An 11,773-nucleotide genomic window follows, 5' to 3' on the forward strand; every position below is an offset into this window, starting at 1 on the left:
CAAACAAACGTTTTCTAGGCTTTTGCTGGGGGCATTTTGGCTTTAAATTTTGGTGGTTTTTTGTGAGAAAAAAGGGCAAATTTGCCCTTTAAGTTTAGTTTAGTAGAAGTGATTTTATATCGATTTTGTGCTCTATCATCTTGCTTTCAAGCATAAATTCTTGCGTAGCTTCAAGCGCTTTTATATCATCAGCCGTGATCTTTGAGCTAAAGTCATACTGAGGATACATGCTCTTTACCGCCTCTATACTAAGCCCAGTCTCTTCAGCCGTAAATTTAAGCGCCTCATCCTCGTTTGCTTTGATGTAGTCTAAAATTTCGTCCTGAGCCTTTTTAAATTTCTCAACTATGTCTTTATGCTTTTTGTAAAACTCTCCGCTTGTTGCCGTGACGATGACTGGTGTGATGACGCCTTTGCCAGTTGTCACTACATTTAGGCCTGATTTTTGAGCATTGTAGGCCGCTGGTCCTGCAAGAAGCGCTGCATCGACGCTGCCGTTTTCAAGTGCAGCTTGCGCAGCTGGGATACCCATAGAGATGAACTCTACGTCGTTTATACTAAGTCCGCCAAGCGCTAGATATCTAACTAAAAGCTCGTTTAAGATCGTGCCTTTTGGGCCTGCTATTTTTTTGCCTTTTAGATCTTTTGGCGACTTGATATTTTGGTCTTTAGAAAATATGACAAAGGCCTCTGGTGCCCTTGAATAGGCGCTTATGATCTTTATATCAGCCTTATTTGCCGCTGCAAGTATGACCGAAGTGCCGCCCACGCAGTTTAGAAACTGGAGCGAATTTGAAGCGAGCGCTTGCGTTTGCTTGGCACCCGAGGTGATCTCAGAGTACTCGACTGGCACGCCAAAAGACTTCGCGTAAAAGCCTTTAAATTTATCGACAATCGATGGGACGTTTAGCGGCGATTTGACGTAGGTCATGCCGATTTTATCTAAGCCCTCGCTTGCATTTGCGACTAGACAAAGCAAAGAGGCCGCGCACAAAACCTTAAAAAACTTTCTCATACTTGCTCCTTTTAAAAATTTTCAAGATTATATAATCTTTTGCTTTATTTTGGTTTTAATTATCATTTTATTTACCTAAATTTCACTCAAAATTTTGCGTTTTATCGCTATTAGCTCCTCGCTTAGCAGATCTCTTGGCCTTGCTAAATTTGATAGCTCGTAGTTTGACTTTATCCCGCCTTTTTCAAGCAAGATGATCTCATCAGCCAAAAATAGCGCCTCGTCGATGTTGTGCGTGACAAAAATGATGGTTTTGCCAGCTTGTATTTTTAAAATTTCAGCCTGCATGCTAGCTCTCGTAAAGGCATCAAGCGCGGCAAATGGCTCGTCCATAAGGATCAAATTTGCCTCATACGCAAGCACTCTAGCAAGCGAAACGCGCGAGCTCATGCCGCCAGAGAGCTGCGAAACGGTGGCAAATTTAAAGTCGCTAAGTCCTATCATCGATATCAAACTATCGATTTTTGCGGCCTCTATCTCCTGCTTTTTAAGAGGAAAAACGATATTTTCATAGACGTTTAGAAACGGCATGAGACGGGGCTCTTGAAAGACAAAGCCGATCTTTGCTTGCTCTTTAAATTTTATCTCGTCCTGACTTACGCTCTCAAGACCAGCGATAAGGCGCAAGAGTGTAGTTTTGCCACAACCGCTTCTACCAAGTATGACGGTGATCTTATCTTTTTTTATGTTTAAGCTTAGCTCTCTTAAAACGTCGATCCGCTTTTCGCCTATAAAAAAATGCTTGGATAAATTTGAAATTTCTATCATTTCTCACCTCGCAAAAGGCTAAATTTCGCTATCAAAAGCAAAAAGAGCCTATCTATGAGCACACCGCAAATGCCGATCGTAAAAATGCCCACAAATATCCTATCTGCGCGTGAGAGCTCCTCTGCGTCAAGGATTAAGTAGCCCAGCCCGCTTGAAGCCGCTATCATCTCAGCTCCAATGATCGCGCGCATGGCGTAGCCAAAGCCTATTCGCATGCCGACAAAGATATCTTTTAGCGCGCTTTTTAAGATGATCTTGTAAAAAATTTCAAATTTGCTAAAGCCAAAAATTTTGCCAACCTCGATGAGCTTTATATCGCAGCTAGTTAGCCCCTTTTGGATACTTAAAAACATCGGGAAAAACGAAGCTAGGATGATAATGATGATCTTTGGTGTCTCGTTTATGCCAAACCAAAGCACCAAAATCGCGATCAAACTAAGCGGAGGGATATTTCTAAAAAACTCCAGTATCCACTCGTAATAAACGCTGATCTTTGGCAAAAGTGCCGCTATACCGCCAAGCACGAGCGCTATGGCAAACGAGAGAGCATATCCTGCAAATATGCGCTTAAAGCTGATGATCGTATGCGTGGCAAGCTCGCCGCTTAGGCTCATGCTATACATCGTCTTTAGCGTAGCTAGCGGACTTGGCAGGATATACGGCGTGAAAATTTCTAGCTCGCAAACGACCTGCCAGATAGCAAAGATCGCTAGGATCAAAATGCTCTTTTTAAATATCTCCCTCACAGCCCATCTCCGTTGTGACAGCCGTTTTCGCAGTATAAAAGCTCGATGATCTGGTAGTTTTTAAGCTCGCTAAATTTATATGAAAGGGCGTTTTCTATCCTCTCTTTACTACTAAGACTTAGTGTTTTTACGCCCAAATTTGTGAAAAATCCCGGTGGTACCGGACTTTGCTCGATGTTGCGCGTCTTTAAATTTATAGCGTTTTGCTCCCTAAAGCTTCTCCATGTCAAAAATGTGGTTCGCGCTAAATTTAGCCCTCTGCCAAGCTCTGCCAACTCCTCGCAAGGTGTCGTCACGTAAAGCCACTCGTCCTCTTTTAGCTTTGAGCTAAGCTCAAGCGCGCTTTCTATTAAAATGGGGTTTAAATTTGAGATGAATACGGCCTGCTCTTTGAAATTTGCCCTGATGAAATTTACAGCCCTCGGACAGCGGCTATCGTAAATAAGCTCACTTTGGGCCAGAGCGTTTTTGTATGCGTTTTTTACGCTTTTAACGTGGTCTTTTTCGCACTCTACTACGCTAAAACCTTTGTCTTGCAAAATTTCTTTAAGTGCGGCAAAGTCGTAGATGTTTTTTACAACAGGATTTAACCAAACCACTTTTTTCATGAGAGCTCCCGTCAAATTTAAAAGCAAAATGTAATAATTAAAATCAAAATTGTATCACTTGAAAGTAAAAAGATGGCTTTGGAGGTTAAATTTATAAAAACAGCTAGACTTTTACGTCTAAATTTCGCTTTTTTTGGCTTTTCTCCATCAGTTTTAGTATGTCTATGCCGCTTTTTTCAAGGCGCATTAGCTCCTTAAGATAGGCAAATTTCTCATCTTTATTGATATCGTAGGTCGCTAGCTTCTCGCTTCGGCCGATCACCGAGGCATAGACCTTGTTGCCGTCAAGCTTGTCCGTGTTTTGCACATTATAAATCGACAGCACGCCCTCTATCACCTCTTTAAATTTCGCGCTGCTCTTCATGCCAGCCTTCATCAGCGTTAAAAATCTCTGCCTGCTCTCATCGTCAGTGAAATTTATACTTTGCATTGTCTCATATTCGATCGGTGGCTTGTTCGTGCTAGTTAGCATTGAGATGGCCTTCTTGCCTATCGTAATACTCTCCACGCCGACCCTCTCGCCAAGATATTGCCTCAGCGCATAGTCCAGCCATCTATCCTTGAACTCCTCGACGCTCAGGTCCTTATCAAGTATCTCAAAGCCCTCCACGTGGCTCTTGTGTCTAAGTCCAAGCAAGGTGCCGCTATCATCTTTTGACGTGTACTCTTTCGCGAAGAGATCGACATTTGTTGGATAGTATCCGATGATCGATTCGTAAAGTCTTCCAAAGCCAAGCGCCTCGGTCTGACTAACAAAGCTTTTAAGCTCATCTATCTCATTTTGGCTCATTTGCTTGTCATATCCCATGAGTTTGCCTCAGATGCTTATCTTGCCATTAGCGGCCATGCCTGTGAGCGAGTAGTCTTTAGCAAATTTTAGTGGCTCATCATCTTTGTTAAATTTGCTCTCGCTCATGCGACTTAAATTTATCTGCTCGCTACTTTGGTTGGCGTTTTTGACTAATTTTTGAGATGATAAATTTAAGGAATTTTCGTCCGCACTAGGCTTACTGCGGCTAGCGCTTTGCTCCTTAATATTTTGAAAGCCACTATGTAAATTTACATTAGCTCCATTTACGCCACCTATCATCTCAAATCCTTTGTAAGATAGTTAAAACAAATATCGTCTTTTCCAGAGTAAAATTTAGAAATTTGTAGAGTTTCACTTGTAAATTTAGACTGGATAAATTTGAATAATTTAGAATTTGCTTTGTAGAAATTTGCATCTATCGGTTTTACTTTTATTGCATCTAGTTCATATATTTTGGTTTGTTTTTATTGTATCTAGTCTATATATTTGGTTTTGAATTTATCATATACAACTCTTTTATCATATTATGGCTATTTCGGATCAAATTTGCACCATCTTCTCCAACACTGTAGCCATGTTAGTCAAGCCTTTTTTGCAGTCTGTCAAAATTTAGAATTTGCTTTTTTGAATAAATTAAAATCAAGATAGATCATAAAGATAATTTGTCCCGCGTTTTATTTAGCATTATAAATTATCTAACATTCACCCCTAAAACTTCACAAACTGCCATGTAAATTTAGCCACAACTACCTTAAATCCTCACAAACCACTCCAAATAAATATCCTATAGACTTTTGCAAAAGCGCCAAAGTAAAAATTAAAAACCTAGCCAGCCTTAAATTTAGAGATTTATAGTGTTTTGGTATTGAAATTTAATAGGATAAATTTGAGCTAAAAATTTGCAACATCATTTTGGAGATTTTTGATAACTCAAATTTGATGCTCTGAGCATCTACATACTTTTTGTATTTCATGGGTGCTGTAAATTTTACTTGCCCCAACTTTAACCCATCACATCAGCTCATCTAAAAGCCACGAAATAAAATTTATAATGCTCCGACTTGTAAATTTGCCACAGTCCAAGATGGATAAATTTAAAACAAAAATTTTTTAAAAAAAACGTAAAAAGATAAATTTAGAAAGAAAAGAGAGCCAGATAGGCTCTCTGGGTATTATTCAGCTACTAGCTCTATATAAGCCATCTCAGCTGCGTCGCCTCTGCGAACACGAGTTTTGATGATCCTTGTATAGCCACCGTTGCGCTCTTTAAATTTTGGAGCTACTTCAGTAACTAGCTTATTTGTAGTTTCTTTGTCTTGCAATGAAGCAAATACTGCTCTGTGAGCGTTAGAGTCGCCCTTTCTAGCTCTTGTGATAAGCTTTTCAACATAGCTTCTAAGCTCTTTTGCTTTTGGTAAAGTTGTCTCTATCTTTTCGCTTTTGATAATAGCTATCGCTAAATTCTTAAGCAATGCAGATCTATGAGATGACGTTCTACCAAGTTTGCGATATCCGTGTTTATGTCTCATCTATTGTCCTTTTATTCTTTTGCACTCATTTGTGATTTTAGCTCGGTTATTTTCTTTCTGAGTTGCTCTTTGCTATCTTTTAACACATCGACACCAACTGGATAGCCTATCTCTTCCATAACCGCTTTTATCTCTTCAAGAGATTTTTTACCTAAATTTTTAAGCTCTTTAAGCTCGTTTTCGTCCATCAACGCAAGCTCACCGATAAACCTTATATCGGCTTTGTCAAGGCAGTTAAAACTTCTAGCGCTTAAATTTAGATCTTCTACACTAGAAAGTAGCTTTGAGAACTCGCCACTTGCGCTTGAGCTAGCAACTGGGGCACTAACATCAATATCCAAAATTCCTTTAAATACTGACATTTGTTGATACATAGCTTCTAAACAATTTTTAAAAGCTTCTACTGGACCAACTTGACCATCTGTTGTAATCGTAAATACGATTTTCTCGTAGTCTGGGTCATCTTCAACCAAGACGTTTTGTATATCGTAAACTGCTTTTTTAACTGGTGTAAAGAAAGCGTCAAGTGCGATAAAGTCGTCTTCGATCTCTTCTCTGATCTCTTCACTAGGAACATATCCGATACCTTTTTGGATGATAACTGAGAAATTTAACTCAGCATCTTCGTTGATAGTCGCAAGATATGCATCTGGATTAACGATCTCAACTAGGTCGTTATTTAGGTCAGCGCCAGTTATCTCTTTTGGTCCTTTAAAGCTATACTCTATAACTTCACGCTCACTGCCGCTTTTTAACTTAAATCTGATCTTCTTCAAATTTATAATAAAAAACGCTACGTCTTCAAGCATGCCGCGCATACTATCAAATTCGTGGCTAACGCCTTTTATCTTTACACCAATAGGAGCAAAACCTACCGTACTTGTGTAAAGAAGGCGGCGAAGCGGGTGAGCCAAAGTAACAGCATAACCTGCCTCAAAAGGATATGCTGTAATGTTAGCAATATTTTCGCTAACACTTTTAACTTCAATTTCAGTTGGCATATAAGCTGATGTAGTAATCTTTCTCATCTTTATACCCTCTATTATTTCGAATAAAGCTCTACTATAAATCTTTCCTCAACAGGAATGATAACCTCTTCTCTTTCTGGATTTCTAGTGAAAATTCCAAATTTTTTCTCTTTTTCCACATCTACCCATGCAACGATGCCAGTTTGAGCTGTAAGATCGATCGCACGAACGATTTGTGGATTGTTTTTAGATTTCTCAGCAACTTCTACTTTAGAGCCTGGTTCCACTCTGTAAGATGGGATATCCACTCTCTTGCCATTTACTAAAATATGTCCGTGAGTTACAAGCTGACGAGCAAAGCGACGAGTCGTTGCAAAGCCCATTCTGTAAACAACATTGTCTAATCTCTGCTCTAATAGTTGAACCAAAAGAGCACCAGTGTTACCCTCGCGGCGTGCTGCTTCTTGGAACAATCTTCTAAATTGTTTCTCTGAAACACCATACATAAATTTAGCTTTTTGCTTCTCACGAAGTTGTAAGCCATATTCGCTTATTTTTGCTCTTCTTTGTCCGTGTTGTCCTGGTGCATAAGGTCTTTTTTCTAAAGCACTTTTACCAGCAAGTCTTCTTTCGCCTTTTAACGCAAGAGACACACCAAGACGTCTTTCTAATTTTTCAACAGGTCCTGTATATCTAGCCATAATAATTTCTCCTAATTTTCTCTAATTATACGCGGCGGCGTTTTGGCGGTCTGCAACCATTGTGTGGTAAAGGTGTGATATCTTTGAAGAAAGTTACTTTTATACCTTCAACACCACCTACACTCTTAACAGCCGTTTCACGTCCGCTACCTGGACCTTGAACCTTAATGCCAACTTCTTTAATGCCGTGCTCTTTTGCTTTATTTAAAGCATCTTCTACGGCTTGTTGAGCTGCATAAGGAGTTGATTTTTTACTACCTTTAAAGCCTAAGCCACCTGCACTACTCCATGCAATAGCATTTCCCATCTCATCAGTTACAGTTACCATAGTATTGTTAAATGTTGCACTGATATAAACGATACCTTTGGCTATGCTTTTTCTAACTACTTTTTTCTTAACAATTTTTCTTTTCGCCATTTATTATCCTTTAACCCTTGCCTTACTTAGTAGCCGCACCGACAGTTTTACGTCTGCCTTTTCTAGTTCTAGCATTAGTTTTAGTCTTTTGACCACGAACAGGAAGACCTTTTCTGTGGCGAAGACCTCTATAACTTCCAAGATCCATAAGAGCTTTGATATCCATAGCAACTTGTTTTCTCAAATCACCCTCAACGATATGATGCTCTTGAATTTCTTTACGGATAGCTGCTGCTTCGTCTTCGCTAAGCTCGTAAACTCTCTTGTCGTAAGAAATTCCAGCTGCGTCAAGGATTTGACGAGATTTATAAAGACCTATACCATAGATATAAGTCAAACCATACTCTATTCTCTTTTTGTTTGGTAAATCTACACCTGCAATACGTGCCATGCCTTATCCTTGTCTTTGTTTATGTTTTGGATTTTCGCAGATAACACGAATTATGCCACTACGTTTGACAATTTTACATTTGTCACACATCTTCTTTACAGAAGGACGAACTTTCATTTTAGTCTCCTAAAAATTTATTCCACTTTTTTAGGGGCTGCATCAGGTCTAAAGAAATAATTTAAACCAACTATTTTCAAAATAAGTGGGGAACTTTGAAAATAATTCTTCATACAGCTTTTCGCAAAGCTTGGATTTTACCCAAAACCAGCTTTAAATTTACTTAGCATATTTGCCACAAAATCAAATTTACTTATATCTATAAGTGATCCTGCCCTTATCTAGGCTATATGGCGTAAGTTCTACTTTTACGCGGTCGCCAGGCATTATCTTTATATAATGCATTCTCATCTTTCCGGCGATATGACATAAAATTATATGTTTGTTGTCGAGCTCAACTTTAAAAGTTGCATTTGGCAGTGCTTCAACAACATTTCCATCAATCTCAATGACATCGTCTTTTGCCACAAATTCTCCTTTCTTTAAATTTTTCTCTAAATTTCACGCTTGACTTAAAATTTCAGCTTTGCCATTAACTATCGCCATGCAGTGCTCATAATGGCTAGTTCTCAAACCATCTTTTGAGGTTACTTTCCAGTTATCACTTCCTAAAACTGGCGTACCATCTTTTTGGCAGATCATCGGCTCTATACAAAAAACCATTCCCTCTTTTATCTTTGGGCCAGCTTTTGGGTTGTTTCCTTCAATATAATTTGGAATTTCTGGCTCTTCGTGTGGCCTTTTGCCTATGCCATGACCGCAATATCCGCGCAAAGGCACATAGCCTCTACCTAGTATAAAATTTTCAAGCTCATAGCTAATCTCTTTAAAATGCATACCAGCTCTTATAAAATCAATCGCAAAATAAAGCGCGTCTTTTGAGCAAGCGATCAAAGCCTCGTCATCTTTTGAAATTTTACCAACCCCAAAAGTCCTAGCCGAGTCACCAAAATAACCATCTAAATTTGAACCGATATCAACACTAACGATATCGCCTTCTTTTAGTTTGTATTCGTTTGGAATTCCGTGGATCACCACTTCATTGACGCTTATGCAAGCTGCATTTGGAAAGCCGTAAAGCCCTTTAAAGGCAGGTTTTGCTCCAGCAGCTCTTATCATATCTTCGCAAATTTTATCTATCTCAAGAAGTGAAATTCCAGGTTTTATAATCGTAGAAACATGATCAAGTGTTCGAGCGACGATCTTATTCGCCGCTCTCATTTTCTCTATCTCAGCTGGTCTTTTTAGCGTGATAGCCATTTTATAGACCTACTGCACTTAGAGTTTGGTATTTGTTTGTATAAGACTGAGCTTCTATACGCCTCATAGTATCAAGAGCGACAGAAACCACGATCAGCACCGACGTTCCGCCAAAATAGAATGGAACGCCCATAGTTTTTACAAGCACCCATGGCAGAGTTGAGATGATGCCTAGATATAAAGCACCGCCCAAAGTTAGCCTGCCAGCTACTTCGTTTAGATAGCTAGCAGTACTTTCACCTGGTCTAACACCGGGGATAAATCCGCCTTGTTTTTTCAAATTTTCACTTATATCTTTTGTATTAAATACGATCGATGCGTAGAAAAACGCAAAGAAGATGATAAATAAAAATGTTAAAAAGTTAAACATATATCCATTTGGACTTAAAAAGTCGTTGATGGCTTGGATTACTGGATTTGTACTAGCCTGCAAAATAGTGCTTGGAAACATCAAAATCGCACTAGCAAATATCGGTGGGATAACGCCACTTAAATTTACTTTGATCGGTATATAGTTCATTATACGTTTGTTTTGATTTTCCATTATCACTTTTCTTGAGTAAGAAATAGGGATACGTCTTTCGCCCATCTCGACAAAGATAATAGCACCAATGGTCGCTAAAATGATCACCAAGATAGCGATGACTGTTAGGAAATTCATCTCAGAAGTATTTACCAAATTTACAGTTCCGCCGATCGCACTAGGTATGCCAGAGACGATGCCCGCAAAGATGATAAGACTTATACCATTGCCTATACCGCGCTGTGTGATCTGCTCGCCTATCCACATAAGTAGCATAGTGCCAGTTAGCATAGATACAGCAGAGATCGCGATAAATAAATTCATATCTATCATAATAGCCTGCTCGCCACCACGACCGCTTAAGCTTTGAAGTCCGATAGAGACGCCGATTGATTGTACAAGAGTGATAACGATGGTTGCATAACGTATGATTTGCATATATTTTTGCATACCGTCGCGCTCTTTTTTCATCTGACCTAACTTTGGAAATGTCGCTGCTAGAAGCTCCATGATGATCGAAGCTGTGATGTAAGGCATAATGCCTAGAGATATGATACTTAAACGCTCAGCGGCCTTACCACTAAACATATTAAATAGACCCAAGGCGTTGCTATTGTTTGAATTGAAAAATTCTTTAATTACGTCGACATTAACACCAGGAACTGGCACATAAGCCAGTATCCTGTATGCGAACAAAAATGCCAACGTGATTAAAATCTTGTTGGTCAGTGTTTTATCCATTATTTTGTTCCGCTAACGCTAACGTTCTCGTCTTTGATCTTTGAAGCAAGAGCTTTTGCGCTTGCACCGATTAGTTTTATCTTAGTAACGCTCTTTGAAATTTTATGAACGCTAGCTATTGTTGCGATTGAAATTTCCGCAAGCTCTTTTATAGCTGCGATCTTTTCAACATTGATAACATAAGGTTTTTCAAATTTAGAAGCAAAGCCTACCTTTGGAAGACGTCTTTGAAGTGGTTGTTGTCCGCCCTCAAAACCTCTTTTTTCATTGTAGCCTTTTCTTGCTCTTTGACCTTTATTACCTTTGCCAGCAGTTTTGCCATTGCCACTGCCTTGACCACGACCTATTCTTTTAGTTGCATGAGTTGAACCTGCAGCAGGTGTTAATTTTTCTAATGCCATCTTAACTCCTTTCTCTTAGCTTTTTAGCAAACTAAGTGCTTTTATAGTAGCACGAACGACGTTTGCTGAATTGTTTGAGCCAAGTGATTTAGTAAGGATATCCTTAATACCTGCAAGCTCGATAATAGGACGCGCACTACCACCAGCGATAACACCAGTACCTTCGCTAGCTGGGCGAAGTAGCATTCTACTTGCGTTGTATTTTACCTCTACGTCGTGAGGGATAGTTGTGCCCTTGATCTTAACGTGGATAATATTTTTAAATGCGTCGTCAATCGCTTTTCTCATCGCATCTGGCACCTCTTTCGCTTTGCCATATCCAAAGCCAACTAGGCCATTTCTATTACCAACAACAACTAAAGCTGTAAATCTAAATCTACGACCACCTTTAACAACCTTTGTAACCCGACCGATATCGACGATTACTTCTTCAAATTCTTCTCTATTATATTTTTCCATCGATTTTCCTTTGGGTTATAGCTTGATGCCATTTTCTCTTAAAGCTTCAGCAAATGCTGCGATAACACCATGGTATAAATAACCATTTCTATCAAAAATTGCAACATCTATCTTCTTAGCTTTCAAAGCCTTAGCAAATTCTTTAGCTAAAGTGACCGCACCTTCTTTATTTGCTTTTATGCCTATTTTTCTACCATCAACTGCAGCTAGTGTAGTAGCTGTAACATCGTCAATCGCTTGAACATAAAGAGTTCTATTTGATTTGAAAATAGAAACTCTTGGGCAAGTTGCAACACCAGAAATTTTACCTCTGATTCTTCTTTTTCTCTTAATTCTAAGAGCGATTTTTCTTTTTAGTACTTTTGCTGTCATTTACC

The 11,773-nt window shown here is 39.1% G+C and carries 18 protein-coding genes; all 18 read right to left on the reverse strand.

Translation table 11 applies throughout. The features are described from left to right. Window positions 1-94: 94 nt before the first annotated feature. The gene (locus F3G91_RS06045; RefSeq protein ID WP_149701021.1) at window positions 95-1,015 is read right to left on the reverse strand and encodes an ABC transporter substrate-binding protein; all 921 of its coding nucleotides are present in this window, start codon (window positions 1,013-1,015) and stop codon (window positions 95-97) included. Window positions 1,016-1,090: 75 nt separating this feature from the next. Then, window positions 1,091-1,783: an ABC transporter ATP-binding protein gene (locus tag F3G91_RS06050; RefSeq protein ID WP_149701022.1), complete on the reverse strand. Its 693-nt coding sequence runs from the start codon at window positions 1,781-1,783 to the stop codon at window positions 1,091-1,093. Then, the gene (locus F3G91_RS06055; RefSeq protein WP_149701023.1) at window positions 1,780-2,529 is read right to left on the reverse strand and encodes an ABC transporter permease; all 750 of its coding nucleotides are present in this window, start codon (window positions 2,527-2,529) and stop codon (window positions 1,780-1,782) included. The genes F3G91_RS06050 and F3G91_RS06055 overlap by 4 nt, the downstream gene beginning before the upstream one ends. After that, the gene (locus tag F3G91_RS06060; protein ID WP_149701024.1) at window positions 2,526-3,137 is read right to left on the reverse strand and encodes a hypothetical protein; all 612 of its coding nucleotides are present in this window, start codon (window positions 3,135-3,137) and stop codon (window positions 2,526-2,528) included. The genes F3G91_RS06055 and F3G91_RS06060 overlap by 4 nt, the downstream gene beginning before the upstream one ends. 103 nt (window positions 3,138-3,240) lie before the next feature. After that, window positions 3,241-3,945 carry a hypothetical protein gene (locus F3G91_RS06065; RefSeq protein ID WP_149701025.1) on the reverse strand — a complete coding sequence of 235 codons (705 nt, stop codon included), beginning with the start codon at window positions 3,943-3,945 and terminating at the stop codon, window positions 3,241-3,243. A 9-nt stretch (window positions 3,946-3,954) separates the two neighbouring features. Then, window positions 3,955-4,227 carry a hypothetical protein gene (locus F3G91_RS06070; RefSeq protein WP_149701026.1) on the reverse strand — a complete coding sequence of 91 codons (273 nt, stop codon included), beginning with the start codon at window positions 4,225-4,227 and terminating at the stop codon, window positions 3,955-3,957. 893 nt (window positions 4,228-5,120) lie between these two features. After that, entirely contained in the window at window positions 5,121-5,477 is a 357-nt protein-coding gene (gene rplQ, locus F3G91_RS06075) for a 50S ribosomal protein L17 (RefSeq protein ID WP_002941584.1), read from the reverse strand. Between the two features lie 11 nt (window positions 5,478-5,488). Next, complete coding sequence (locus tag F3G91_RS06080) at window positions 5,489-6,505, reverse strand: DNA-directed RNA polymerase subunit alpha (protein WP_149701027.1); 1,017 nt, start codon at window positions 6,503-6,505, stop codon at window positions 5,489-5,491. 14 nt (window positions 6,506-6,519) lie between these two features. Further along, window positions 6,520-7,146, reverse strand: a complete 627-nt coding sequence (rpsD, locus tag F3G91_RS06085; RefSeq protein WP_002941501.1) for a 30S ribosomal protein S4 — start codon at window positions 7,144-7,146, stop codon at window positions 6,520-6,522. 25 nt (window positions 7,147-7,171) lie between these two features. After that, window positions 7,172-7,564, reverse strand: a complete 393-nt coding sequence (gene rpsK, locus F3G91_RS06090) for a 30S ribosomal protein S11 (protein WP_002941551.1) — start codon at window positions 7,562-7,564, stop codon at window positions 7,172-7,174. Window positions 7,565-7,586: 22 nt separating this feature from the next. Further along, window positions 7,587-7,955: a 30S ribosomal protein S13 gene (rpsM, locus tag F3G91_RS06095; protein WP_002941610.1), complete on the reverse strand. Its 369-nt coding sequence runs from the start codon at window positions 7,953-7,955 to the stop codon at window positions 7,587-7,589. 3 nt (window positions 7,956-7,958) lie between these two features. After that, window positions 7,959-8,072: a 50S ribosomal protein L36 gene (rpmJ, locus tag F3G91_RS06100; protein WP_002941545.1), complete on the reverse strand. Its 114-nt coding sequence runs from the start codon at window positions 8,070-8,072 to the stop codon at window positions 7,959-7,961. A gap of 189 nt (window positions 8,073-8,261) precedes the next feature. Continuing rightward, entirely contained in the window at window positions 8,262-8,480 is a 219-nt protein-coding gene (infA, locus tag F3G91_RS06105) for a translation initiation factor IF-1 (RefSeq protein ID WP_002848031.1), read from the reverse strand. Between the two features lie 33 nt (window positions 8,481-8,513). After that, window positions 8,514-9,272, reverse strand: coding sequence for a type I methionyl aminopeptidase (gene map, locus F3G91_RS06110; RefSeq protein ID WP_149701028.1), 759 nt, complete (start codon window positions 9,270-9,272; stop codon window positions 8,514-8,516). A gap of 1 nt (window position 9,273) precedes the next feature. After that, window positions 9,274-10,536: a preprotein translocase subunit SecY gene (gene secY, locus F3G91_RS06115; protein WP_149701029.1), complete on the reverse strand. Its 1,263-nt coding sequence runs from the start codon at window positions 10,534-10,536 to the stop codon at window positions 9,274-9,276. Continuing rightward, entirely contained in the window at window positions 10,536-10,937 is a 402-nt protein-coding gene (gene rplO / locus F3G91_RS06120; RefSeq protein ID WP_002941506.1) for a 50S ribosomal protein L15, read from the reverse strand. The genes secY and rplO overlap by 1 nt, the downstream gene beginning before the upstream one ends. Before the next feature lie 15 nt (window positions 10,938-10,952). Further along, complete coding sequence (gene rpsE, locus F3G91_RS06125) at window positions 10,953-11,396, reverse strand: 30S ribosomal protein S5 (protein WP_002941646.1); 444 nt, start codon at window positions 11,394-11,396, stop codon at window positions 10,953-10,955. Between the two features lie 15 nt (window positions 11,397-11,411). Further along, the gene (gene rplR, locus F3G91_RS06130; RefSeq protein WP_002941658.1) at window positions 11,412-11,768 is read right to left on the reverse strand and encodes a 50S ribosomal protein L18; all 357 of its coding nucleotides are present in this window, start codon (window positions 11,766-11,768) and stop codon (window positions 11,412-11,414) included. Window positions 11,769-11,773: the final 5 nt, after the last annotated feature.

Origin of the sequence: Campylobacter concisus, from assembly GCF_902460715.1 — a bacterium.
Taxonomy (GTDB): Bacteria; Campylobacterota; Campylobacteria; order Campylobacterales; family Campylobacteraceae; genus Campylobacter_A; species Campylobacter_A concisus_AK.

Coding starts and splice junctions, on each gene's coding strand:
- F3G91_RS06045 (WP_149701021.1), bottom strand. CDS start 1,015: ATGAGAAAGTTTTTTAAGGTTTTGTGCGCGGCCTCTTTGCTTTGTCTA.
- F3G91_RS06050 (WP_149701022.1), bottom strand. CDS start 1,783: ATGATAGAAATTTCAAATTTATCCAAGCATTTTTTTATAGGCGAAAAG.
- F3G91_RS06060 (WP_149701024.1), bottom strand. CDS start 3,137: ATGAAAAAAGTGGTTTGGTTAAATCCTGTTGTAAAAAACATCTACGAC.
- F3G91_RS06065 (WP_149701025.1), bottom strand. CDS start 3,945: ATGGGATATGACAAGCAAATGAGCCAAAATGAGATAGATGAGCTTAAA.
- F3G91_RS06070 (WP_149701026.1), bottom strand. CDS start 4,227: ATGATAGGTGGCGTAAATGGAGCTAATGTAAATTTACATAGTGGCTTT.
- rplQ (WP_002941584.1), bottom strand. CDS start 5,477: ATGAGACATAAACACGGATATCGCAAACTTGGTAGAACGTCATCTCAT.
- F3G91_RS06080 (WP_149701027.1), bottom strand. CDS start 6,505: ATGAGAAAGATTACTACATCAGCTTATATGCCAACTGAAATTGAAGTT.
- rpsD (WP_002941501.1), bottom strand. CDS start 7,146: ATGGCTAGATATACAGGACCTGTTGAAAAATTAGAAAGACGTCTTGGT.
- rpsK (WP_002941551.1), bottom strand. CDS start 7,564: ATGGCGAAAAGAAAAATTGTTAAGAAAAAAGTAGTTAGAAAAAGCATA.
- rpsM (WP_002941610.1), bottom strand. CDS start 7,955: ATGGCACGTATTGCAGGTGTAGATTTACCAAACAAAAAGAGAATAGAG.
- rpmJ (WP_002941545.1), bottom strand. CDS start 8,072: ATGAAAGTTCGTCCTTCTGTAAAGAAGATGTGTGACAAATGTAAAATT.
- map (WP_149701028.1), bottom strand. CDS start 9,272: ATGGCTATCACGCTAAAAAGACCAGCTGAGATAGAGAAAATGAGAGCG.
- secY (WP_149701029.1), bottom strand. CDS start 10,536: ATGGATAAAACACTGACCAACAAGATTTTAATCACGTTGGCATTTTTG.
- rplO (WP_002941506.1), bottom strand. CDS start 10,937: ATGGCATTAGAAAAATTAACACCTGCTGCAGGTTCAACTCATGCAACT.
- rpsE (WP_002941646.1), bottom strand. CDS start 11,396: ATGGAAAAATATAATAGAGAAGAATTTGAAGAAGTAATCGTCGATATC.
- rplR (WP_002941658.1), bottom strand. CDS start 11,768: ATGACAGCAAAAGTACTAAAAAGAAAAATCGCTCTTAGAATTAAGAGA.